Annotated in this window: 23 protein-coding genes; 6 read left to right on the top strand and 17 right to left on the bottom strand. The window is 71.7% G+C overall.

The genetic code is table 11. The features are described 5' to 3' along the window. Window positions 1–21 precede the first annotated feature (21 nt). Window positions 22–3,201 carry a carbohydrate binding domain-containing protein gene (locus tag ACULK4_RS16270; RefSeq protein WP_445963433.1) on the bottom strand — a complete coding sequence of 1,060 codons (3,180 nt, stop codon included), beginning with the start codon at window positions 3,199–3,201 and terminating at the stop codon, window positions 22–24. 139 nt (window positions 3,202–3,340) lie between these two features. On the opposite strand from ACULK4_RS16270, the gene ACULK4_RS16275 reads away from it, so the two are divergent. Together ACULK4_RS16275 and purL are read left to right on the top strand one after the other, a co-directional pair. Next, window positions 3,341–4,156, top strand: a complete 816-nt coding sequence (locus tag ACULK4_RS16275) for a shikimate 5-dehydrogenase (protein WP_445963434.1) — start codon at window positions 3,341–3,343, stop codon at window positions 4,154–4,156. Window positions 4,157–4,547: 391 nt separating this feature from the next. After that, window positions 4,548–6,806, top strand: a complete 2,259-nt coding sequence (gene purL / locus ACULK4_RS16280) for a phosphoribosylformylglycinamidine synthase subunit PurL (RefSeq protein ID WP_445964134.1) — start codon at window positions 4,548–4,550, stop codon at window positions 6,804–6,806. Window positions 6,807–6,875: 69 nt separating this feature from the next. Here purL and erm read toward each other — a convergent pair whose 3' ends face one another. Further along, window positions 6,876–7,676 carry a 23S ribosomal RNA methyltransferase Erm gene (erm, locus tag ACULK4_RS16285; RefSeq protein WP_445963435.1) on the bottom strand — a complete coding sequence of 267 codons (801 nt, stop codon included), beginning with the start codon at window positions 7,674–7,676 and terminating at the stop codon, window positions 6,876–6,878. Window positions 7,677–7,884: 208 nt separating this feature from the next. On the opposite strand from erm, the gene ACULK4_RS16290 reads away from it, so the two are divergent. From ACULK4_RS16290 to ACULK4_RS16300, 3 genes are all read left to right on the top strand, one after another. After that, window positions 7,885–8,871 carry an NUDIX domain-containing protein gene (locus ACULK4_RS16290; protein WP_445963436.1) on the top strand — a complete coding sequence of 329 codons (987 nt, stop codon included), beginning with the start codon at window positions 7,885–7,887 and terminating at the stop codon, window positions 8,869–8,871. Window positions 8,872–8,966: 95 nt separating this feature from the next. After that, a complete protein-coding gene (locus ACULK4_RS16295; protein WP_445963437.1) occupies window positions 8,967–9,812 on the top strand; it encodes a peroxiredoxin-like family protein in 846 nt (281 codons plus the stop codon). After that, window positions 9,787–10,398: a TetR/AcrR family transcriptional regulator gene (locus ACULK4_RS16300; protein ID WP_445963438.1), complete on the top strand. Its 612-nt coding sequence runs from the start codon at window positions 9,787–9,789 to the stop codon at window positions 10,396–10,398. Before ACULK4_RS16295 ends, ACULK4_RS16300 begins: the two co-directional genes overlap by 26 nt. Here ACULK4_RS16300 and ACULK4_RS16305 read toward each other — a convergent pair. Both ACULK4_RS16305 and ACULK4_RS16310 read right to left on the bottom strand, forming a co-directional pair. Then, window positions 10,370–11,161 carry an alpha/beta fold hydrolase gene (locus tag ACULK4_RS16305; protein WP_445963439.1) on the bottom strand — a complete coding sequence of 264 codons (792 nt, stop codon included), beginning with the start codon at window positions 11,159–11,161 and terminating at the stop codon, window positions 10,370–10,372. The genes ACULK4_RS16300 and ACULK4_RS16305 overlap by 29 nt on opposite strands. A gap of 1 nt (window position 11,162) precedes the next feature. After that, a complete protein-coding gene (locus ACULK4_RS16310; protein ID WP_445963440.1) occupies window positions 11,163–11,729 on the bottom strand; it encodes a hypothetical protein in 567 nt (188 codons plus the stop codon). A gap of 124 nt (window positions 11,730–11,853) precedes the next feature. On the opposite strand from ACULK4_RS16310, the gene ACULK4_RS16315 reads away from it, so the two are divergent. Beyond that, on the top strand, window positions 11,854–12,240 hold the full coding sequence (locus ACULK4_RS16315) for an SHOCT domain-containing protein (RefSeq protein ID WP_445963441.1): 387 nt from the start codon (window positions 11,854–11,856) through the stop codon (window positions 12,238–12,240). 115 nt (window positions 12,241–12,355) lie between these two features. Here the strand turns inward: ACULK4_RS16315 and ACULK4_RS16320 are convergent, their stop codons facing one another. The 13 genes from ACULK4_RS16320 to ACULK4_RS16380 all read right to left on the bottom strand — a co-directional run bounded on the left by ACULK4_RS16320 (window position 12,356) and on the right by ACULK4_RS16380 (window position 23,414). Next, a complete protein-coding gene (locus ACULK4_RS16320; RefSeq protein ID WP_445963442.1) occupies window positions 12,356–12,775 on the bottom strand; it encodes a pilus assembly protein CpaE in 420 nt (139 codons plus the stop codon). Continuing rightward, complete coding sequence (locus ACULK4_RS16325) at window positions 12,772–13,005, bottom strand: hypothetical protein (protein WP_445963443.1); 234 nt, start codon at window positions 13,003–13,005, stop codon at window positions 12,772–12,774. Before ACULK4_RS16325 ends, ACULK4_RS16320 begins: the two co-directional genes overlap by 4 nt. Continuing rightward, window positions 13,002–13,970 carry an SDR family NAD(P)-dependent oxidoreductase gene (locus ACULK4_RS16330; protein ID WP_445963444.1) on the bottom strand — a complete coding sequence of 323 codons (969 nt, stop codon included), beginning with the start codon at window positions 13,968–13,970 and terminating at the stop codon, window positions 13,002–13,004. The genes ACULK4_RS16325 and ACULK4_RS16330 overlap by 4 nt, the downstream gene beginning before the upstream one ends. Beyond that, window positions 13,967–14,347, bottom strand: coding sequence for a chorismate mutase (locus tag ACULK4_RS16335; protein ID WP_445963445.1), 381 nt, complete (start codon window positions 14,345–14,347; stop codon window positions 13,967–13,969). Before ACULK4_RS16335 ends, ACULK4_RS16330 begins: the two co-directional genes overlap by 4 nt. 9 nt (window positions 14,348–14,356) lie before the next feature. After that, window positions 14,357–16,642 carry a heavy metal translocating P-type ATPase gene (locus ACULK4_RS16340; protein WP_445963446.1) on the bottom strand — a complete coding sequence of 762 codons (2,286 nt, stop codon included), beginning with the start codon at window positions 16,640–16,642 and terminating at the stop codon, window positions 14,357–14,359. Continuing rightward, entirely contained in the window at window positions 16,642–17,628 is a 987-nt protein-coding gene (locus ACULK4_RS16345) for a DUF8832 domain-containing protein (RefSeq protein ID WP_445963447.1), read from the bottom strand. Before ACULK4_RS16345 ends, ACULK4_RS16340 begins: the two co-directional genes overlap by 1 nt. 5 nt (window positions 17,629–17,633) lie before the next feature. Next, entirely contained in the window at window positions 17,634–17,843 is a 210-nt protein-coding gene (locus ACULK4_RS16350) for a heavy-metal-associated domain-containing protein (RefSeq protein ID WP_445963448.1), read from the bottom strand. A 175-nt stretch (window positions 17,844–18,018) separates the two neighbouring features. Then, entirely contained in the window at window positions 18,019–18,786 is a 768-nt protein-coding gene (locus ACULK4_RS16355) for a hypothetical protein (RefSeq protein ID WP_445963449.1), read from the bottom strand. After that, a complete protein-coding gene (locus tag ACULK4_RS16360; RefSeq protein ID WP_445963450.1) occupies window positions 18,783–19,688 on the bottom strand; it encodes an ABC transporter ATP-binding protein in 906 nt (301 codons plus the stop codon). Before ACULK4_RS16360 ends, ACULK4_RS16355 begins: the two co-directional genes overlap by 4 nt. After that, window positions 19,685–20,044 carry a GntR family transcriptional regulator gene (locus tag ACULK4_RS16365; protein ID WP_445963451.1) on the bottom strand — a complete coding sequence of 120 codons (360 nt, stop codon included), beginning with the start codon at window positions 20,042–20,044 and terminating at the stop codon, window positions 19,685–19,687. Before ACULK4_RS16365 ends, ACULK4_RS16360 begins: the two co-directional genes overlap by 4 nt. Window positions 20,045–20,151: 107 nt before the next feature. Next, the gene (locus tag ACULK4_RS16370; protein ID WP_445963452.1) at window positions 20,152–21,171 is read right to left on the bottom strand and encodes a DMT family transporter; all 1,020 of its coding nucleotides are present in this window, start codon (window positions 21,169–21,171) and stop codon (window positions 20,152–20,154) included. A 252-nt stretch (window positions 21,172–21,423) separates the two neighbouring features. After that, window positions 21,424–23,037, bottom strand: a complete 1,614-nt coding sequence (locus ACULK4_RS16375; RefSeq protein WP_445963453.1) for a monocarboxylic acid transporter — start codon at window positions 23,035–23,037, stop codon at window positions 21,424–21,426. Beyond that, window positions 23,037–23,414, bottom strand: coding sequence for a DUF485 domain-containing protein (locus ACULK4_RS16380; RefSeq protein WP_445963454.1), 378 nt, complete (start codon window positions 23,412–23,414; stop codon window positions 23,037–23,039). The genes ACULK4_RS16375 and ACULK4_RS16380 overlap by 1 nt, the downstream gene beginning before the upstream one ends. Window positions 23,415–23,577 lie beyond the last annotated feature (163 nt).

Below are 23,577 nucleotides of genomic sequence, written 5' to 3' on the forward strand. Positions count from 1 at the left end.
GTCGGGCTAGGGGGCCGACGGTCAGTCGACCGTGACCCGGTCGATCGACACGCTGCCCTTGCCGGCGAACGTCAGGGAGTACCCCTGCACGTCGGTCAGCGTGAGGCCGTCGTCGGGCGCACCCTCGGGCTGCTCGTCGGCCCGTTCGAACTCGTCGAACGGGATGGTGACCTGCTGCCAGCCGGTGCCGCGGACCACGGTGCTCGCGGTGAACCGCTCGGCCGTGTCCGGCGCCTGGTAGACGCGGACGTAGTCGACCGTGAGCGACTGCGGGAACTCGAGGTCGTCGCCGAGGGCGCCGCCGAAGTTGCCGCCGATCGCGACGTTGGTCAGCAGCGAGAACGGGTGGTCGAACACCCACTCGTTCGGCGCGACATCCGCCGGGTCGGCTTGGTGGTAGACGATGCCGTCGACCGACCAGACGATCTCCTCCGGGGTCCACTCGACCGCGAACTCGTGCCAGTCGCCGGGCACGGGAGCCCCGAAGTCGTAGATGCCGCCGTACGACTGCCCGCCCGAGTAGCCGGGGCCGTGGATGGTGCCGAAGATCTCGTTCGGCAGACGGCCGACGAACTCCATGACGTCGATCTCACCGGTCTGCGGCCAGCCGACCTCGCGGAAGTCGGTGCCGAGCGACCACACCGCCGGCCAGATGCCCGAGCCCTCGGGCACCTGCACGCGCGACTCGATGCGGCCGTACTCGAACTCCTGCTTCTGCTCGGTGATCAGGCGCGCCGACGTGTACTCGCACGGGCCGTACCAGCACTCGAGGTCGGTCGTGGCCGGGTCGATCTCGCGGGCCGTGATGACGAGGTTGCCCTCGCCGTCGAGCGCCGCGTTGTCGGTGCTGTCGGTGTAGTACTGCAGCTCGTCGTTGCCCCAGCCCCAGCCGCCGGTCTCGTACGTCCAGTTCTCCGGGTTCGCCGGCGCGCCGGCGGGTCCGTCGAACTCGTCGCTCCACGCGAGCTCCCAGGTGTCGGGGCCGGCGTCGGGCGCCGGGTCGTCCTGGATCTCGACGGTGACGGGCGTGGCCTTCCCGGTGCCGTTCACCCAGAAGCTCAGCCCCTCGGCGCCGGACCAGTCCTGCCCGCCCGCGAATCCGCGGCCGAGCGTCGACCGACCCGTGAAGGCGAAGTCGGCGACGTTCTCGTACGCGTCCTGCCCCTCGTAGCCGTCGCCGGAGTCGGCGGCGATCTCGCGGGTCGTGAGCGCCGACTTGCCGGTCGTCCCGAACAGCCACGGCGTCGACTCGAAGTCGTCGACCAGCGTCGGGTCGGCGACGTCGTCGTCCTGGATGCTGACCGTCGCGGTGCGCACGAAGCCGAACTCGGCGCCGACCGGGTCGGACAGGCGCACGACGAAGGTCTCGTCGACCTCGTACTTGCCGTCCTGCAGCGTCGGCAGCTCGATGGTCGCCTCGCGCTCGCCTGCCGGGATCGTGACAGTTCCGCTGACCGGCGTGAAGTCGCGGTCGGCGGTGGCCGAGAGGTCCTCGGTCGCGGTGCGCGCCTCGATCGCGAGCGACTCGTAGTCGACCGTCACGTCCTCGTCGGCGATGCGGTTCAGGCGGATGACACCCGTGAGCGTGTCGCCCTCCGTGACCTCGTAGCCGGCGCGGTCGAACCCGACCGACAGTGCGGGCGGCTCGGCCTCGCCGTAGAGCAGCACGTCGTCGTAGAGGAACGTCTGCGGCGTCGTCGTGCGGAGCGACCCGAACGCGTAGCCGTGCATCTCGGTGAGGGTGAGCCCGTCGTTCGGGGCGTTGTTGCCGATGTTCTTGCGCGAGAAGTCGGCGAAGTCGAACGTCAGGAACTTCCAGCCGCGCCAGTCGTCGGTGTACGAGACCACGAAGCGCTCGGCGTCGTCGACGGTCGAGCCGGGGTTGCGGTTGTCGAGCAGGTCGAGGAACAGGTCGGTGCCGGAGCCGTTGCCGTACATCCAGAAGCCGATGCCCTCGTACGTCGACCAGTCCTGCGTCGTCCACGCGTCGGCGGTCTCGTTCGTGAAGTTGCGCACGACGACGCCGAAGCTCGTCACGCTGAAGTCGGCCTGCAGCACGTCGTTGCCGTCCGGCGCGCCGGGAACCGGTGCGGGCGGGGCATCCGTGCGCTCGAAGGCGACCGAGCTGTTCGGGTCCTGCGCACCGAACCACCCGACGGGGATGCCGCCGGCGTCGCCCTGCACGAGCGGGGCCTCGTGGTCGTCGACGATCAGCGTGCGGCCGTCGGGCGGACCCACGACCTCGCCGTCGTCGTCGAGGATCGTGACCGTCAGGCTCGACGGCGAGCCGAGGTCGGCGCCGGACGCGTCGGACAGCGTGAGCACGAACGTCTCGGTCGGTTCCTCGACCTCGTCGGCGACGGTCGCGAGCTCGACGGTGCGACTGGTCTCGCCCGCGGCGAACTCGACGGTCGTGCTCGGGTCGACGTAGTCGTCGCCCGCCACTGCCGTGTCATCCGTCGCCTGGAGCGAGACCGTGACGGGCGTCTCGAGCGCGCGGTCGAGCCGCACCTCGATCGAGCCGGTGTCGCCCTCGATGAGGCTCGCGGTCGAGTTCGCGAACGAGACCGCCGGGGGGACCTCGATGCCCGAGTAGACGGCGATGTCGTCGACGAGGACGGTGTTCGCACCGTTGACGGCCGGGAGCGCGTAGCCCCAGATCGCGGCCTTCCCGAACCCGTCGTTCGGGGCGCCGTCGGGCTGGAAGTCGGTGGCGCGGCTGAACGACGACCAGGGCAGCGTCACCTGGCGCCAACCATCGACGTCGTCGACGATCGTCGTGTCGAAGCGCTCGGAGACGTCGGGGTTGGCCCCGCCGTCGAAGAGCTCGAACTGCAGCGTGCTGCCGTTGCCGGAGCCGTTCATCCAGAAGCTCACGCCGTCGTAGGCGCTCACGTCGCGCGTCGCCGCGAAGGTCTCGCCGACGCCGCCGAAGGAGCCGGCGGCGGTGACGTCCCAGCCGTAGGAGAGGACCTTCGTCGCGCCGACCTGGTCGGGCTTGGCGTCGGCGCTGCCCTCGGCCACGTCGACGATGCCGAAGCCGGCGGCCCCGTAGCTGAAGAATCCCGAGGGCGCGCCGCCCTCGAAGTCGGTGATCACGGTCGTGGTGCCCTCGGCCGCGGCCGAGGCGGTCGCGCCGAGGGGCACCAACAGCGCCGCGGCGACGACGGCGGCGCCGCCTCCGCGTGAGAGCGCTCTCATTCTTGCCTGCATGTCTGCTCCGTCACAGTACGGGCGACCCCCGTTGGCCGCTCCCGGCCATGATGACACGTGTCACCTGCATTCTCAACGGCGTGGTGGACACCCGTCCGCGCCGCCCCGGCCACGGGAGAATAGGCGCATGCCCATCCTGAACAAGGACATGCAGGTCTGCATCTCGCTCTCCGGCCGCCCGTCCAACCTCGGCACGAGGTTCCACAACTTCCTCTACGACGAGCTCGGTCTGAACTTCATGTACAAGGCGCTCACGACGAACGACCTCGAGGGCGCGATCCGTGGCATGCGCGCGCTCGGCTTCCGCGGCTGCTCGGTGTCGATGCCGTTCAAGGAGGACGTGATCCTCCTCGTCGACGCCCTCGAGGAGTCGGCGGCGGCCATCGAGTCCGTCAACACGATCGTGAACGACGGCGGGCGGCTCTCGGCATCCAACACCGACTACGAGGCGGTCGCGCAGCTCATCGCCGAGCACCGGCTCGACCCGGCGGCGCGCGTCGTGGTGCGCGGCTCCGGCGGCATGGCGAAGGCGGTCGTCGCGGCGTTCCGCGGCGCGGGCTTCGACGACCTCACCGTGCTGGCGCGCAACGCGGAGTCCGGGCCGGCGCTCGCCGCGAAGTACGGCTACGTGTGGCAGGACGACGAGCCCGAGGCATCCTTCGACGTCATCGTCAACGTCACGCCGCTCGGCATGCAGGGGGCGGATGCCGCTGCGCTCGCGTTCGACGAGCCGTTCATCGAGCACGCCTCGACGGTCTTCGACGTGGTGGCGTTCCCCGCCGAGACCCCGCTCATCCGGGCCGCGCGCGCCTCCGGCACGCCCGTCATCACCGGAGCCGAGGTGGTCGCGCTGCAGGCCGCGCGCCAGTTCGAGCGCTACACGGGCGTCGCCCTGACTCGCGACCAGGTCGAGCGCGCGGCCGCCTTCTCCCGCGCCGAGTAGCGGCCCGCGCAGAATTCAGGAGCGTTCGGCGCGACCCGCCCGAAAGCCGCGTGCAGAATTCAAGAGCGCACGGCGAGATGCGCTGGATCGCGCGCGGAAATCGCCGTGTGCTCGAAGCATGTCGGCGCGCAGCTCCTGAATTCTGCACCGGGGGCGGCGTGAGACAGCCGCGATGCTCACGTGAGCACGGCCGGTAGACTTGCCGGGTCCGGCATCCGCCCCGCGGCATCCGCTCGCCGCCACCTTCTGGAGCTCGCCACCCGTGACCACTGAGACCTCGCCCAACGCTGCCAGCACGACCGCGGAGCCGGGCGACCCGGCCGCGGCCGAGATCATCGAGGCGCCGCGCACCGCGCAGCTCGACACCGTCGAGGTCGCCGCCGCGACCCCCATGAAGGAGCAGCCGTACGCCGCGCTGGGCGTGAAGCCCGACGAGTACGAGCGCATCCGCAACATCCTCGGCCGGCGCCCGACGAGCGCCGAGCTCGCGATGTACTCGGTCATGTGGAGCGAGCACGCCTCGTACAAGTCGAGCAAGGTGCACCTGCGACAGTTCGGCCAGAAGGTCACGCCCGAGATGAAGCAGCACCTCATGGTGGGCATCGGCGAGAACGCGGGCGTGCTCGACATCGGCGAGGGCTGGGCGGTCACCTTCAAGATCGAGTCGCACAACCACCCGAGCTTCATCGAGCCGTTCCAGGGCGCCGCGACCGGAGTCGGCGGCATCGTGCGCGACATCATCTCGATGGGCGCGCGCCCGGTCGCGGTCATGGATGCGTTGCGGTTCGGCGCGATCGACGACCCGGACACGGCGCGCGTCGTGCACGGCGTCGTGTCGGGCATCAGCTTCTACGGCAACTGCCTCGGCCTGCCGAACATCGGGGGCGAGACCTGGTTCGACCCGGTGTACCAGAAGAACCCGCTCGTGAACGCGCTGGCCGTGGGCGTGCTGCGCCATGAAGACCTGCACCTCGCGAACGCGAAGGGCGTGGGCAACAAGGTCGTGCTGTTCGGCGCGCGCACGGGCGGCGACGGCATCGGCGGCACGTCGATCCTCGCGTCCGACACGTTCGCCGAGGGCGGCCCCACCAAGCGCCCCGCGGTGCAGGTCGGCGACCCGTTCGCCGAGAAGGTGCTCATCGAGTGCTGCCTCGAGCTCTTCAAGGGCGACCTCGTCGAGGGCATCCAGGACCTCGGCGCGGCCGGCATCTCGTGCGCGACGAGCGAGCTCGCGGCGAACGGCGACGGCGGCATGTCGATCGTGCTCGACGACGTGCTGCTGCGCGATCCGTCGCTCACTCCGGAGGAGATCCTGATGTCGGAGAGCCAGGAGCGCATGATGGCGATCGTGCGCCCCGAGAAACTCGCCGGCTTCATGGAGGTCGTCCAGAAGTGGGACGTCGAGACGAGCGTGCTCGGCGAGGTCACCGACACCGGGCGCCTCAGCATCACGTGGCGCGGCCAGGAGATCGTCAACGTCGACCCGCGCACGGTCGCCGTCGACGGGCCGGTGTACGAGCGCCCGATGCGGTACCCGTCGTACCTCGAGGCGCTCCAGGCCGACACCGCCGCCTCGCTCCCACGGCCCGCCGACGACGCCGGCGACGAGCTCCGCGCGCAGTTCCTGCAGCTGGTGGGTTCGGCGAACCAGGCGGATGCCGCGTGGATCACGAACCAGTACGACCACTACGTGCTCGGCAACACCGCGCTCGCGGCGCCGGATGACGCGGGCATGATCCGCGTCGACGAGGAGTCGGGCCTCGGCGTGGCCGTCGCGACCGACGCGAACGGCCGCTACTGCCAGCTCGACCCGCGCCGCGGCGCGCAGCTCGCGCTCGCCGAGGCGTACCGCAACGTCGCCGTGACCGGCGCGAGGCCCATGGGCATCTCCGACTGCCTGAACTTCGGCTCCCCCGAGAACCCGGAGGTCATGTGGCAGTTCGCGCAGGCCGTCGAGGGCCTCGCCGACGGATGCCTCGAACTGGGCATCCCCGTCACCGGCGGCAACGTCAGCTTCTACAACCAGACCGGCGACGTGCCGATCCACCCGACCCCGGTCGTCGCGGTGCTCGGCGTGATCGACGACGTCGCCCGCCGCATCCCGTCGGGCTGGCAGGACGACGGCCACAACATCTACCTGCTCGGCGACACGTACGCCGAGCTCGACGGCTCCGCGTGGGCGGGCGTCGTGCACGACCACCTCGGCGGCCTCCCGCCGACGGTCGACCTGGGCCGCGAGAAGCAGCTCGCCGACCTGCTCGCCGCGGCGGCGCTCGAGGGCTTGATCGACTCGGCGCACGACCTCTCGGACGGCGGCCTCGCGGTCGCGCTCGCCGAGGCCGTGTCGCGCTTCGGCGTGGGCGCCCGGGTGTTCCTCGGCGAGGTGACCGAGGACGCCGGCATCGACCTCGCGACCGCGCTCTTCTCCGAGTCGGCGTCGCGCGTGATCGTGACGGTGCCCCGCGAGGACGACGTGCGCTTCCGCGGCCTGTGCGACGGCCGCGGCGTGCCGGTCCGCCGCATCGGGGTGACGGATGCCGCGTCGGGTTCGCTCGAGGTGCAGGACGCCTTCACGGTGCCGATCGACGAGCTCCGCGGCGTGAACCGCGCGCCGCTCGCCGACGCGTTCGGTCCTGTCGTCGGATACTGACCGCCGGGTCCCGACCGAACTTCGCGCCGGCCGCACCCTCGCTCGGGGGGTCGCGGCCGGCGTCGTCGTTCATGCCCGGTCGCGGGCGAGCCGCCACAGCTCGACCCAGTCCTCGGTCGTGAGCCGGCTCGGCGGGGTTCCCGGGTCGATGCCGCGGTCGCGGAGGACCCGACGGGCCTGGCCGCCCGCGATCGGCCGGCCCGTGCGCGCGAGCACCTGCACGAGCCCGCGCCCGCGCCCCTGGAAGACGTCGCCGACCCATCGCCGGTACGCACGACGCTCGGCCGTCGGCACGAGCGGGTCGGGCCGCCGCTCGATGCGGAACACTCCGCCGTCGACGGACGGCACCGGCCGGAAGGCCCGCGCCGGGACGCGGCGGTCGAGCGTGAACCGGTACCACGGTGCGGACTGGACGGTCAGCATGCTCGCGCCGCCGACCCCGCAGCGGCGGCGGGCGACCTCCCACTGGGTGAGCAGGACGGCGCTCCCCCACCAGTGGGCGTCCAGCACCCTCCGGAGGATCGCCGTGGTCAGGTGGAACGGCACGTTGCCCACGATCGCGTGCGGTTCGCGCGGCAGCGGCCAGCGCAGTACGTCGGCCTGCACGACGCTCGCCGCGCCCCGGAGCTCGCGCCGCAGCGCCGCAGCGCGGCGGGCGTCGAGCTCGACCGCGGTGAGCGGTCTGCCGAGGCGTGCGAGCTCACGGGTGAGCGCGCCGCCGCCGGCGCCGAGTTCCACGATCGGGCCGCGGGTCGCGGCGGTGAGCGAGGTCATCCGGTCGATGACGTCGCGGTCGACGAGGAAGTTCTGCCCGAGCTCGTGCCGGCCGCCGTGGCGCGGGGAGGATCGGTGGGGTCGTGATGGTCGCATGGAGTGCTCCGCTGGCTGGGATCGTCAGCCGGGTGCGGCGAACCGCACCGCGGCCCTGGGTGCGGGCCGAGGCGGAGCAGTGGTCAGATGGTCCGGTCGCTCCGCCTCAGGCGGTGCGGGGCCGGATGATCATCGCGAACGTCATGCATGACACGGTCGATGAGGGTAGCAGACCGGCCGACCGGCGGCACCCGATAGGGTCGCGGTCATGAGCAGGACGGACCTGGCGAGCCTGTTGATCCACGCCGATCGGGAGGCCGTGTTCGCGGCGCTCACCGATCGCGACGCGCTGGTGGACTGGCTGCCGCCGCAGGGGATGCACGCTCGGTTCGAGCGGTTCGACCTCCGCGACGGCGGTTCGTATCGCCTGGTGCTGACCTACGACGACGCGTCGGACTCGCCGGGCAAGACCGACGCCGGTTCGGATGTCTCCGAGGTCCGGGTCGCACGCGTCGTCCGCGGCGAGCTGGTCGAACAGCTGGTCGACTTCGAGTCCGACGACCCCGCGTTCCGTGGCACGATGCGGATGACCTGGAGGCTGCGCGGCACCGAGGACGGCACGATCGTGGAGTTCGAGGCGCGCGACGTGCCGAGCGGCATCCGTGCCCGCGACCACGCCGAGGGGCTGACGTCGTCGCTCGTGAACCTCGCCGCCTACCTGGAGCCCGGGCACGGCGACGGCGAGCCGCATCAGGACGACGATCACGAACGACAGACGTATCCCGCCGAGTACGCCGCAGCGCACGGCACGTTCGCGCTCATCCCGGCCGCGTACGTCTTCCTCGTCGACGGCGACCGCGTGCTCCTGCAGATGCGCGAGGGCACGGGGTACTACGACGGCTGGTGGGCGGCATCCGCTGCCGGGCATGTCGACCCGGGTGAGACGCTCATGGCGGGCGCAGTGCGCGAGACGCTCGAGGAGATCGGCGTCGAGGTCGACGAGCGCGACCTCGGGGCGATCACCGCGATGCACCGCACGGCGCCGACCGGGCTGCCGATCGACCAGCGGCTCGACGTGTTCTTCGTGACGCGATCGTGGCGGGGCGTCCCGTCGCTGCAGGAGGCGGACAGGGCGAGCGCGCTCGAGTGGTTCGCGCTCGACGCACTGCCCGAACGGATGGTGCACCACGAGCGCTTCGCGCTCGAGGGCTGGCGCGACGGCGGGCTGCCGGCGGTCACCGCGTTCGGCTTCTGATCACCGCGACGCATCGGGATGGACCGATGGGAATATCGGCGGGCGGTGGCCGTTAAAAGTGTACGTTCACGTACACTTCGAGATCGGACCCCACCATGACCGCTCATCTCCGCCGCGTCTACATCGAGTCGACGGGCGTGCTCGCCCTCGCCTCGGTCGTGGTCGCCGTCGCCCTCGCCTCGAGTGATCCGGGATGGTTCCTCGCCGCCGTGCCGGGCATCATCCACCTCGCCTACTTCGCCCTGCTCATGGCCCGCGGCGCGACCGGCGGGCACGTCGAGCGCGTGGCCGTCCCGGCCGCCGGCGCCCTCGCGCTGATCGGCGCCGTCGTCCTCACGGCCGACGTCCTCGCCGGCGTCGTCGCCGCCGTGCCGCTCGCCGCCTGGCTCGGGTACGACCTCTGGTTCACGCGCCAGCACCGCCCCGCCGAGACCATCGCGGTCGGCGAGCCGCTGCCGGAGTTCCCGCTCACCACGCCCGACGGCGAGGAGGTCTCGAGCGAGGTGTTCACGCACCGCCCCCACGTCATCCTGTTCATCCGCGGCAACTGGTGCCCGTTCTGCATGGCCCAGGTGCGCAGCATCGCCGAGCAGTACCGCGAGCTCGAGCGCCGTGGGGTCTCGATCGTGTTCGTCAGCCCGCAGTCCGCGGAGGACACCGCCGAACTCGCCGACCGATTCGACGTGCCGATGGCGTTCTACGTCGATCGCGACGGGCGCGCGGCCGAACTGCTCGACCTGACCCAGCGCGGCGGGCGCGCCCTGGCGGTCGCCGACCGCGCCCTGGACGACGACGGGGATACGGTGGTACCCACCGCCGTCATCACCGACGCCGACGGCCGCGTCGTCTGGGTCCACCACAGCGAGGACCACCGCGTGCGGCCGGAGCCGAGCACGTTCCTGGAGGTCATCGATCGTGAAGGGATCGCCGTCGCGCGGTGAGGCCCGGAAGCAGGCCATCGCCGAAGCCGCGCTCGAGGTGTTCCTCCGGCACGGCTTCGGCGAGGCCTCGATCGACGACGTCGCCCGCGAGGCGGGCGCGTCGAAGCAGACGATCTACCGCTTCTTCGGGGGTCGCGAGGGCCTCGTCGAGGCGGCGTTCGGCATCGAGCTCGCCCGCGTGATCGCCCCGTTCGACGCGGCCCTCGCGGCCGACGGCCCGGCGATCGAGCGACTCGACCGCGCCGCCGGTGCGTTCCAGCACGTGCTGTTCGACGATCGCTGCCTGCGCATCCAGCGCTACGTGATCGGCGACGCGACCGCGAACCCCGGTCTCGGCGCCCGCTTCACGGGGCAGCTCACCGACCGGCTCGCGGCGGCGGTCGTGCCGCTCGTCTCGGCGGCGACGGGCACGGATGCCGCGGACGCCGCCCTCCGCGCCGAGCTCTTCCTCGGCGCCCTGCAGGGCAGCGAGCTCAGCCGTGCGCTCGCGGGTGAACCGGTCGACCACGACCGGCTCGACGCGCTGCGGCGCGCGGCGATCGCGACGCTCGGCGATCTCAGGCGAGGAACTCCAGGACGTCCCTGAAGAACGATCCGCGCATGACCATGTGGCCGCGGTCCGGATACAGGATGAGGCGCGAGTCCGGGATCCGCTCGGCGGTCTCGCGGAAGAGGTCGGCACCGTAGAACCGGTCCCGCGCGCCGCCGATGACGAGCGTGGGAGCGGTGATCCGGCCGAGGCGCTCGCCGACGTCGAACGCGTCCTCGGCGTCGATCACCGCGAGCAGGTCGGATCGGTCCCCTCCGTACACCGTGCGCCCGGTAAGCCACCCCATCGCCGACATCAGGCCGCCCGAGACCGACCCGGAGGCCACAGCCGCGAACTCCGCGGCGGCCGCGCGCCGCGGCCGTCCAGCCCGCAGCTCCCGCGCCATGACCTGCTGGGTCCGGCGTCCGCCGTCCCCGAGCCGGTGGGCGCCGTTCACGACGAGCCTGCGAATCAGCTCGGGCTGGTCGACGGCGAGTGCGAGCGCGACGCTCGCACCGGTCGACGTGCCGAACACGTCGATGGGCGCGGTGAGCCGCGAACGGATGACCTCGGCGTAGTCGGCTGCGATCCCGGCCATCGAGACCGCGGCGGGCAGCCCGGCCCGCCGATTCACCCACCACACCTCGCGGGATCGCGTGAGCGGGAGGATCGGCCGCGTCTGGAAGGTCAGGTCGGCCCCCTCGGGCACGCGGTGGTCGGCGGTGAGTCCCGGGATGAACAGCAGCGGTCGACCCGACCCCATCCGCAGGTACGGCAGTCCCGGCGGCCAGGTGCCGCGCTCCGTGACGACCGCGGCCACCTCAGGCACCCTGCGGCGGACGGGCGAGCAACTCGACGCGCTCGGCGAGGTACGACTCGAACGGAATGACCGCGTCGACGTGCGCGGGGTCCCACCGCACGGCGACCTGCGGCGCACCGTCGGCGCCGGTCGCGAGCACGACGGGTGCGGTGGCGGATGCCGCGGCCTCCGCGAGCGCGGCGGCGTCGAGCTCGATCGGCCGGGCGTCGAAGACGACAGTGGCGCCCTCCGGGATGCCGCCCTTGACCGCGGCCGCCCGGAAGGCGCGGTGCTCGGCGACCGACTCGGCGATGATGCTCTTCCGCGCCGGACGTTCGGCCCGCACCACGCGTCCCGTCGCGTACAGCCGTCCCACAGGGTCGAGCAGCAGCACGCCCAGCCGCCACACGTCGCCGATGACGATCATGCGCGGCGCGCGCGGCGCGCGCGGCACTCCGAGCACCCGGCGCTCGGGAACGTACTCGGCGAGGGTTTCGGTGCGGGCGGATGCCGCGGCGAGCTCGCGCACGGCCCGGTCGATGGCGTCGCGCGCCCGTGCGACCGCCTCCGTGGCATCCGTTGCAGCCATGACCCGAGCCTACGCAGCCCGAAGGAGGCCACGTGCCTTAAGGCCCATGCCCGGTGTCGACGCGTGGTTAGCGTCGAACCGATGCGGGCGTGATGGTCATCCCCGCAGGGGAAAGGTTGCCCTCGTGAACATCTGGGACTTCTTCGTCTGGCTCTTCTGGTTCTACGTCATCGTCTCCTGCATCTGGATCTTCATCACGGTGTTCGTCGACATCTTCCGCGACCCGAGCCTCAGCGGCTGGGCCAAGGCCCTGTGGGTGCTCTTCCTCGTGTTCCTGCCGTTCCTCGCGGCCTTCATCTACCTCATCGCCCGGGGCAAGAGCATGGCCCAGCGCAACATGGAGCGCGCGCAGTCGATGAACGCGCAGCAGGCGGAGTACATCCGGACGGTCGCGGGCGGGCAGCAGTCGGCGGCCGCCGAGATCGAGTCGGCCAAGCGCCTCCTCGACAGCGGCGCGATCAACGCCGCCGAGTACGAGGCGCTCAAGTCGAAGGCGCTGCAGTCGGCCTGATCCGACGCGGTCGGCGAGTGTCCACGAAATGCCGCCCGGATGCGTCCGCACCGGCATCGGATGGACACTCGCCGCCGGTCTCGGCGCACCTCAGCGGGGCGTCGAAGGCATGCGCTCAGCGGGTGCGCTCGATGAGCGCGAGCAGCGCCAGGCCGTACGCCTCGGCCGGGTCGGGGTGCTCGAAGCGGCGCGACCGGCCGCCGAGTTCGATCTCGACCTCGTAGGCGTCCGGCAGGCGGTGCAGGCCGCGGAAGGTGGCGCGGAGCAGCTCGCGCAGCTGGTCCTCGCGCGGCAGCCACACCGCGTCGGCGAGCGCGACCGAGTCGAGCGCCCACTCGGTGGTGCCGTTGAAGGCGAGGATGGTGCCCGTGGGGTAGCGGCGGGTCTCGATCGTCATCTCGGACACCGTGAACGTGTCGGCTTCGACATCGGCCTCCACGTTGCTCGGCAGGTCGAGCTGGAAGCGGTCGCCCGACTCGGGATGCCAGGCGAGCCCGGCGTCGCGCAGCTGCAGGGCGAGGTCTCGGCTGATCATCGCGGCGGCCCCGCGCCGTCCGTGCCCCCACGCTGGCGCTCGCGACGGATTCGCGCCGGACCCGCCGCCGCCCCGAAGCCGATGAGCAGGATCCCGACGAACACCAACCCCCACCGGGTGGTCGCGAACGCCACGAGGACGAACAGGATGCCCGCGACGACGAGCACGCGCGCGACCCGCAGCCGGGTGCGCGGCGTCGACCACCAGCGGCCGAGCGCGCCGCGCATCATCGCCCCGCCCGATCGACGTCGAGCCGTGCCCCCACGGTGTCCTCGGCGAAGTCCCACACCCGCGCGCCGATCCCGGGATCGCGCGTGGTGCGGGTCGGGGTGCCGAGCGACGGCGGCCCCTTGACCTCGTAGCGCGGGCCCCAGAACTGACCGCCCTCGACGTCGTCGGAGGCGGCCGCGTGCACGATCACATCGGCGCCGCGGTGCTTGCCCTGTGCGATCGGCGCCTGCAGCGCGTCGGCGAACCGGTCGAGGCGCGTGGGCTCGTTCACGCCCGGCACCCGAGGCGTCCGTCCCGAGATCGAGTAGCCGGGGTGCGCGAGCAGGCTGTGCACGCGCGGCGTCACGGATGCGGCACCGACCGCCTCCGCGGCATCCGTCGCCGCACGCCGAAGACGACGGTCGAGCTCGAACGCGATGGACGCTGCCGCGATCTTCGACTGCGCGTAGGCGCGCCACGGGTCGTAGGAGCGTCGCAGCTGGAGGTCGTCGGTGCGGAACGTCGACAGCCGCGTCGACAGGGAGCCGATGGTGATCACGCGCGCGCCCGGTGCGAGGTGGGGCACGGTGCCGGCCAGGAGCGCGAAGTGCCCGAGCACGTTGGTCGCGAGCACGAGCTCGTGGCCGTCGACGCTCTCGAGGCGGGTGGCGGGCGTGTGCACGATCCCCGCGTTCAGCACGATCGTGTCGAGGGGCGCCCGGTCGAGGAGGCGGTCGACGCCCGCGCGCACCGAGTCGAGCGACGACGTGTCGATGACGAGCGTGTCGACGGATGCCGCGGGGATCCGTCCGCGGATCGCGGCGACGGCCGCGGCGAGTCGCTCGGGGCTGCGACCCGAGAGGATCACGTGCGCGCCCGCCGCGGCGAGCCGCGCCGACGTGAAGAACCCGAGCCCCGCGTTCGCGCCCGTGACCAGCACGGCACGGCCCGCCTGCGGCGGGACGGGGGTCGGGTACCAGCTCACAGTTCGCTCGACCCGCCGTTGCCCGCGAGTTCCTCGTGGTGCTGGATGACCTCGGCGACGACGAAGTTGAACCACTTCTCGGCGAACGCCGGGTCGAGGTGCGCGTCCTCCGCGAGCGCCCGGAGCCTGGCGATCTGCCGCTTCTCGCGGTCGGGATCGCTGGGCGGCAGCCCGTGCCGGGCCTTCAGGCGCCCGACCTGCTGCGTGAACTTGAAGCGCTCCGCGAGCAGGTGGATGAGGGCCGCGTCGATGTTGTCGATGCTCGAGCGGATGCCGAGCAGTTCGCTCATCGCCGCGTCGCGTGCATCGACGGCGCCGCCGACCCCCGGCACGGTGGGTGCGGGGTCGGCGGCGCGGTCGGGGGTCTCGGCGGTCATGCTTCGACCCTAGGCGTTCCCGACCTCCGATCGGAACGCGCGGAGCCGCAGGCTGTTGCCGACGACGAAGACGCTCGAGAACGCCATCGCCGCGCCGGCGAGCATCGGGTTCAGCATGCCCAGCGCCGCGAGCGGGATCGCCGCGACGTTGTACGCGAACGCCCAGAACAGGTTGCCCTTGATGACGCGCAGCGTGCGCCGCGAGAGCCGGATCGCGTCGACCGCGGCGAGGAGGTCGCCTCGGACCAGCGTGAGGTCGGCCGCCTCGATGGCGACGTCGCTGCCGGTGCCCATCGCGATGCCGAGGTCGGCCTGAGCGAGTGCGGCGGCGTCGTTCACGCCGTCGCCGACCATCGCGACCGTGCGACCCTCGCCCTGGAGGCGGGAGACCACGGCGGCCTTGTCGGCGGGCAGCACCTCGGCGATGACGCGGTCGATGCCGACCTCGGCGGCGACCTGCCTCGCGACGGTCTCGTTGTCGCCCGTGAGCAGGATCGGCTCGAGGCCGAGACCGCGCAGGCGCGCGACCGCGTCGGCGCTCGTGGGCTTCACGGCGTCGGCGACGGCGAGCGCGCCGCGCACGGCGCCGTCCCAGGCGACCACGACGGCCGTGCGTCCCTCGGCCTCGGCCGCGGCGACGGATGCCACGACGCGGGCGTCGGGCTCGATCGACCACTCGGCGAGCATCGCCGGGCGACCGACGAGCACGAGGTGCCCGTCGACGACGCCGTGCACGCCGAGGCCGGCGCGGTTCTCGAACGACTCCGGCGTCGGCAGCGGTCCGACCCGTTCGGCGGCACCGGTCGCGAGCGCCTTCGCGATGGGGTGCTCCGAGGCGTGCTCGAGGGCTCCCGCGAGGCGCAGCAGCTCGGCCTCGTCGACGCCGGCGGCCGGGTGGACGCTCGCGAGCGACATCCGCCCGCTCGTCACCGTGCCGGTCTTGTCGAGCACGATCGTGTCGACGCGGCGCGTGGACTCGAGCACCTCGGGTCCCTTGATGAGGACGCCGAGCTGCGCCCCGCGCCCGGTGCCCACGAGGAGCGCCGTGGGCGTCGCGAGTCCGAGCGCGCACGGGCACGCGATGATGAGCACCGCGACCGCGGCGGTGAACGCGGCCGCAACGGGGAAGCCGCCGCCGAGCCACGCGCCGAGCGTGCCCACGGCGATGAGGATGACGATCGGCACGAACACGCCGGCGACCCGGTCAGCCAGTCGCTGCACCTCGGCCTTGCCCGTCTGGGCGGCCTCGACGAGCCGTGCCATCTGGGCGAGCTGGGTGTCGGCGCCCACGCGGGTGGCGCGCACGACGAGCCGGCCGCCGGCGTTCACGGTCGCGCCGATGACGGCATCGCCGGCCTCGACCTCGACCGGCACGGACTCGCCCGTGACGAGCGATGCGTCGACCGCGCTGCGGCCCTCGACCACGACGCCGTCGGTCGCGATCTTCTCGCCCGGGCGCACGACGAACTCGTCGCCGACCGCGAGCTGCTCGACCGGGATGCGGGTCTCGACGCCGTCGCGGAGCACCCCGACGTCCTTCGCGCCAAGCTCGAGCAGCGCCCGCAGCGCCGCGCCCGCGGCGCGCTTGGAGCGCTTCTCGAGGTAGCGGCCGAGGAGGATGAACATCGTCACGCCCGCGGCGACCTCGAGGTAGAGGTTCGCCGCGCCGTCGCTCGGGGCGACGGTGAGCTCAAACGCGTGCACCATGCCGGGCTCGCCGGCGGTGCCGAGGAACAGCGCGTACAGCGACCACAGGAACGCCGACGTCACGCCGAGCGAGACGAGCGTGTCCATCGTCGCGGCGCCGTGCCGCAGGTTCACGAGCGCCGCGCGATGGAACGGCCAGGCCGCCCACGTCACGACGGGCGCGGCGAGCGCGAGCGCCGCCCACTGCCAGTAGGTGAACTGCAGCGCCGGGATCATCGAGATGAGGATCACCGGCACCGAGAGCAGCACGGAGGCGATGAGGCGGGTGCGCAGCGAGCGCAGCTCGGCGTCGGCGCGGGACTCGGCGGGCGTGCCGGCGTCACCGGCACCCGTGGCGCGGTCCGGGCTCGCCGGCGGCGCGGGCACGATCGCGCGGTACCCGGCGGCCTCGACGGCCGCGATGAGCTCGGCCTGGCCGACGCCCGCCGGGGCGGCCACGCGCGCCTTCTCGGTCGCGTAGTTCACGGTGGCGGCGACGCCGTCGAGCCTGTTCAGCTTCTTCTCGATGCGCATGGCGCACGACGCGCAGGTCATGCCGCCGATCTCGAGCTCGACGACGCGGTCGCCGGAGGTGGTGACGTCGGTCATCAGTCGCCCTCCCCGTGGGTGCCGGCGTCGTCGTGCGAGCCGGCGTCGTCGTGCGGCGCGCCGCCCGCGGCATCCGTCGCCCCTTCGGTCGCGGTGAGCACGAACGGCACGGATCGCACGACCCCGTCGAGTTGCAGGTCGAGGTAGAGCAGGTAGCGGCCCGCCGTGGGCGCGGTCGCCATGAACGAGATCTCGGGGCCGGGCTCGGTGACGCCGTCGCCGGGCTCGCCCATGGGGTGCACGTGCAGGTAGGCGAGGTCGCCCTGGCGCAGGGCCACGAGGTGGCCGTACGCGCCGAGGTACGGCTCGAGCGTGGTGACGGGTTCGCCGTCGCGGGTCACCGTGAAGGTGAGCTCGCTCTCGCCGCCCGCGACGAGCGCACCGTCGAGCTCGACCGTGAGGCCGTCGACGGTCGTCGACGTGACGTCCTCGACGCGCGGCTCCGGCGCGAACGCCCCGGCGACGTCGATCGTGCTCGTGAGCGTCACGGTCTCGCCGTGCCCGGTCGGCACGAAGTCGGCGAACACGCGGTACGTACCCGCGGCGTCGAAGGCGAACGGGATCGTCCAGCGTCCGTCGCCGTCGGTCTCGGGGTGCACGTGGCGGAAGTTCGCGCCGTCGCTGCGCACCACGATGAGGTGGAGGGCCTTGTCGTGCGCGATCTCGTAGTCGGTCACTGGCTCGCCCGCGGCATCCGCGAGACGGAACTCGATCGCGCCGCGCTCACCCGCCGAGACCGGGGCGCTGAGATCGGTGAGGGTGTAGCCGGCGTGCGAGACCGCGAGGCCGCGCACGTCGTCGGCGGATGCCGCGGCGTCGGCGTGGTCGCCGTGCGCGGTGTCGATGGTGTCCATGTGATCGTCCTCGTTCGAGGTCCATGCGGCCGATGCGTCGGCCGGGATGACGAGTGGGGCGGCGACGAGCGCGACGGTGAAGACCGCCGCCGCGCCCGCCGCGAAGAGCCCCAGCCTGGCTGCCGTGTGCATCGTCGTCAGACGCGCACGGCGGAGTAGCCGGCCTCCTCGACCGCGGCGATCACGCCGGCGTCGTCGAGGTCGGCCGGTGCGGCGATCGAGAGGGTGCCGGAGGCGGCGGACACGGTGATGTCCGTCACGCCGGCGATCTGCTCGACCTCTTCGCGCACCGACAGCTCGCAGTGGCCACAGGTCATTCCGGTCACCTGGTACTCGCGCTGCGTCATCTCGTTCTCCTCATGGTCGGATCGGGTTCGATGGTACCCGGAAGGGGTACCTGTATCGAACAACAGAGTACCCCCTAGGGGTATTCCCGACAACCCGAGGGACGGCGCAGGCGCGGGACGGCGCGGCATCCGCTCGACGAACGGATGCCGCGCCGCCTCGGACGCCGACGACCCCCTAGCGCGGCGTCGCCCGCCGGATCACGAGGAACCCGGCGACCGCCCACGCCAGCGCCTTCGCCAGCACGAGGGTGAACACGCCGATGATGCCGATCGACGAGAGCCACTGCCCCAGCGACTCCCACGACTCGGTGAACGTCAGCATCGCGATGATCGCGAGGATCACGACGACACCGCCGAAGAGCACGATCATCATGCCCTTCATGCGCCACCGCATGAAGACGGTCGTCACGCCGGCACCGATGAACAGCACGAGCAGCTGCAGCGCGAAGGTCGTGTAGAACGCGGTGAACCAGTCCGCACCGACGTACCAGAGCGCATCGAACATGCCCGCGCCGATGCCCCAGCCGCCGGTCGCGCGCTCGATGAGCAGGAGCGTGGCGATGACGACCGCGAACAGCAGTGAGGCGAGCACGAACATGATGCCGGTGCCGACCCAGTAGTCGCGGCGCGTGGCGCCGAAGCCCAGCGCGAACGGGAACGTGTACGACACCGCCTGGACCCCGACCACGATGAGGTACCACTGCGGCGACAGCACCGCCCAGCTGTACTGGAAGCCGGTGTTCTCCATGGGCACGCCGGCGCCCACGAGGATGAGCGCGATCACCATCGTGACCGCCCACGCTCCGCCCAGGATCATCGCCGGCACGAGGAAGAAGATCGACGGGTTGACCGTGTGCAGGCGCACGATGCGCCAGATCTCGTTCGGCCGGACCCGCGAGGACGACTCGGCGACGACGGCGGGAGCGGTTGCGGTGGCGGTCATGCCGCGACCTCCTTCTCGGGCGTGCCGGCGAGCTCCGCGCCGGTCAGGTGGACGATGAGCTGCTGCAGCGACACGGGGGCGAGCTCGAGGCCGAGCTCGGCGGCCCGCACGCGCTCGGCGCGGTCGAGCCGGCCGTCGACGGTGACGGATGCCAGTCCGCCGATCGCGTCGCGGCCGATCACGGGCCGGTCCGCGACGAACTCCTCGACCACCGCCCGGGGTCCGGCGATCGAGGTCGCCGAGCCGCGCACGTCGTCGGCGTCGCGATCGAGCAGGATCCGGCCCTGGTCGATGAGGATGACGTGCTCGAGGAGGTTCGCGACCTCGTCGATCAGGTGCGTCGAGAGGACGACCGTCCGCGGGTGCTCCGCGTAGTCCTCGAGCAGGCGGTCGTAGAAGATGTGCCGTGCGACGGCGTCGAGGCCGAGGTACGGCTCGTCGAAGAACGTCAGCGGGGCGCGGCTCGCGAGGCCGACGATGACCCCGACGGCGCTCAACTGCCCGCGCGACAGCTTCTTGATGCGCCGCTTCACCGGGAGGCGGAAGTCGGCGACGAGCCGTTCGGCGAACCCCGCATCCCAGTTCTCGAAGAACCAGGGGGCTGCGGTGAACACGTGCGCGGGGGTGAAGTCCTCGGGGTAGCGCTGCGCCTCGGCGATGAAGCACATGCGCCGCAGCACGTCGGCATGCTCCGCCGGGGCGCGGCCGAAGACCTCGAGCTCACCGCCGTTGGCGAAGATCTGCCCCGTGAGCAGCTGCATGATGGTGGTCTTGCCGGCGCCGTTGCGGCCGAGCAGGCCGTAGATGCGACCCTCCTCGAGCGCGAGGTCGACGCCGTCGATGGCCGTGAACGACCCATAGCGCTTGGTGAGGCCTCGGGCGCGGACGACGGTGCTGGTCATGACAGGATCCTTTCCTCGCGGAGCATTCCCGCGAGTTCGTCGACGCCGATGCCGAGCTTGGCGGCCTCGACGATGAGCGGTCGGAGGTAGTCGGCGGCGAACTCCGCCCGTCGCCGTTCGATCAGGCGGTCGCGCGCACCGGGGACGACGAACATCCCCACGCCGCGGCGTTTCGCGACGATGCCCTGGTCGACGAGCCGGTTCACGCCCTTGAGCGCGGTGGCCGGGTTGATGCGATGGAACGCGGCCAGTTCGTTGATCGACGGGATCGCGGCATCCTCGACGACCGTGCCGTCGATGATGTCGTTCTCGATCTGCTCCGCGATCTGCAGGAAGATCGGCCGCGATTCGTCCATCCGTCCCCGATTCGTGAGTTGGTTAGTTACTTCACCAACTAACCAACCATGCTGACGGGCGCGCTGTCAAGGGATGAACGGATGACGCGTCGACCCCGCGCCCCGGGTCAGGCGCGCGCGGCCTCGCGCCGCGGCATCCGCACCCGACCCTGCGCCAGCAGGATGCCCGCCATGACGACGAGCGCTCCGACGGGCTCGTTCCAGGTGAGCGGCTCGCTCAGGATCACGACGCCCAGCACGACGCCCACGACCGGGGTCACGTACGTGACCGTCGACGCGTTCGTCGGGCCCCAGCCTCGGATGACGCCGATGTTCCACACGTACGCGAGCCCGGTGCCGGCGATGCCGAGGACCGCGAGCGACAGCACGATCGCGACATCCAGTCGAACCGGGCCGACCGCGAGCACCGGCGTGAGCAGCAGCATGACCGCACCGCCCATGCCGACCTGCAGGAACGCGAACGTGGTCGCCGCGATCGGCCGGCCGCTCAGGAACCGGCGCGTGTAGCCGAACATCACGCCGTAGCAGGCGGTCGCCCCCAGGATCGCGAGCTGCCCGGCGAGGCTGCCCGCGAGCTCGCTCCGCCACGGCGCGATGATCACGACGACGCCCGCGATGCCGACGAGCACGCCGAGCCACCGCGACGCGTCGAGTCGCTCGACCCGGAATGCGAGGGTTGCGATGATCGCCGTCATGATCGGCGTGGTCGCGTTGAGGATGCTGGCGAGGCTCGACGTCACCGTCTGCTGCGCCCACGAGAACAGCAGGAACGGCACGACGCACCCGACCACGCCGATCACGAGGAAGTGCAGCCACACGATCGGCTCACGCGGCAGCACGGGCCCGCCCGCAACGCGCGGGCGCGCGACGAGCACCACGATGCCGAGCGTCAGCGCGCCGAGCACCGTGCGCGTCCAGGCGACCTGCGTGAACGACAGGCCCGTGAGGGCCACCGCGATGAACAGGAAGCTCGCGCCCCACACGAGTCCGGCGCCGAGGAACTGCGCCCAGGTGCGCAGGCCGCCGCCGGGTCGCGCTTCGGCCGACGTCTGGTTCGAGGTACGGCCGACGGATGCCGCGGCTGCGGCCTGCGGCCCCGGATTCACGGAGGCGGTGCGGGTGTTCACGGCATCACGGTACGTCCGCGCACGGGCGCCGCACGAGCGTTCCCGAGCGCGATGTCCGGAACCCGCCGAAGGTTGGCAGGCGGGTGCCGTGATCGGCATCGAGCGCGCAGTGCAACGGGGGCGGATACCGGACCCGAAGTCCGTGGCATCCGCCCCCGTCGTGCCGGCGACGAGGCCAGGGCAGGCGTTCCCACCCCGTCGCAGCTGTTCCCGCCGGCCGCCCGCTCCCCTGAGCCGGGCGGCCGCCGGAGCCTAGTGGCTCACCGCCTTCTCGGCGCCGAGGCCCGTGAGCGAGCGCACCTCCATCTCGGACTGCTTGAGCGGGTCCTCGCGGCGCTTGTCGAGCACGCTCACGATCCAACCGAGGAAGAAGGCGAGCGGGATCGAGATGATGCCCGGGTTCGACAGCGGGAAGATCGCGAAGTCGATCGCCTCGGTCTTCAGCATCGACGTCTCCGAGCCCGAGACGACCGGCGAGAGCGCGATGAGCACGATCGCGGAGATGAGGCCGCCGTACATGCTCCACAGGGCGCCGCGCGTGGTGAAGCGCTTCCAGAAGAGCGAGTACACGATGGTCGGCAGGTTCGCCGAGGCGGCGACCGCGAACGCGAGGGCCACGAGGAACGCGATGTTCTGGCCGTTGGCGCCGATGCCGCCGATGATCGCGACGATGCCGATGATGACCACGGTGCGACGGGCGACCTTCACCTCGGCGCCCGGCTCGGGCTTGCCCTTCTTCACGACCGACGCGTAGATGTCGTGCGCGAACGAGGCGGCCGCGGTGATCGTGAGCCCGGCGACGACCGCGAGGATCGTCGCGAACGCGACCGCCGAGATGAGGCCGAGCAGGAGCGGGCCGCCGAGCGAGAACGCCAGCAGCGGGGCCGCCGAGTTCGGGCCGCCCGGTGCCGCGGCGATGACCTCGGGGCCGACGAGTGCCGCCGCGCCGTAGCCGAGCACGAGCGTGAACACGTAGAAGATGCCGATGAGCCAGATCGCCCAGACGACCGACTTGCGGGCCTCCTTCGCGGTCGGGACCGTGTAGAACCGCATGAGCACGTGCGGCAGCGCCGCGGTGCCGAGCACGAGCGCCAGGCCGAGCGAGACGAAGTCGACCTTCGCGATCTCGGAGACGCCGTACTTCAGGCCCGGGTCGAGGATCGCCGGGTTCTCGGTGACCTCGACCGCGCGGTCGAGCAGCGCCGAGAAGTCGAAGCCGTTCAGCGCGAGCACCCACACCGTCATCACGCCGGCGCCCGCGATGAGCAGCACGGCCTTGATGATCTGCACCCACGTGGTGCCCTTCATGCCGCCGACGAGCACGTAGAGGATCATGACCCCGCCGACGACGGTGATGACGACGGCCTGGCCGATCTGGTCGCCGATGCCGAGCAGCAGCGAGACGAGTCCGCCCGCGCCCGCCATCTGCGCGAGCAGGTAGAAGAAGCAGACGACGAGGGTCGTGGTGGCCGCCGCGATGCGCACCGGGCGCTGCTTCAGTCGGAACGACAGCACGTCGGCCATCGTGAACTTGCCCGTGTTGCGGAGCAGTTCGGCGACGAGCAGCAGCGCCACGAGCCACGCCACGAGGAAGCCGATCGAATAGAGGAAGCCGTCGTAGCCGTTCATCGCGATCGCGCCGACGATGCCGAGGAACGACGCCGCCGACAGGTAGTCGCCCGCGATGGCCGAGCCGTTCTGGCCGCCGGTGAACGAACGCCCGGCGGCGTAGTAGTCGGCCGCGGTCTTGTTGTTCCGGCTGGCACGGAACACGATCACCATCGTGACGGCGACGAACGCGCCGAAGATGGCCATGTTGAGCCAGGGCTCGCCGGGCGAGGCGGATGCCGCCTGGAACTGGAACATCAGCGCGCCACCCCCTCGTCGGCCCGGTCGAGGAACACGCCGGTCTCGATCTCGTCGCGCATCCGCTCGGCCTTGGGGTCGAGGTGCTTGTTGGCGAAGTGGACGTACCACATCGTCACCGCGAAGGTCGTGACGACCTGCGCGAGGCCGAGGAGCATGGCCACGTTGATGCTGCCGAACACTCGCGTCGACATGAAGTCGACCGCGTAGACGGCCAGCAGCACGTAGGCGAGGTACCAGGCCAGGCATGCGCCGAGGACTGGGAAGACGAAGTTGCGGTGGGTCGTGCGGAGCTCCTGGAACTCCGGCGATTGCTGCACTGCGGGATAGTCGACGTGACTCAGGTCGACATCCGCGCTCAGGGCCTCGTTGCCCATGGCGTCTCTCCTTCGAGGGGGTGCGGCGAGGGCCGGGGCCCGCGTCGCTGCGGTCGCGATTCGACCATGCTGACGAAGCGGATGCCGCGCCGGGGGCCTCGACCGCTCGTCGTCGGTGAGCGGCGCCGACCGTGCGACGAACGGCCGGGCGCGACGACGAACG

It is taken from the genome of Agromyces selenitireducens, from assembly GCF_052748465.2.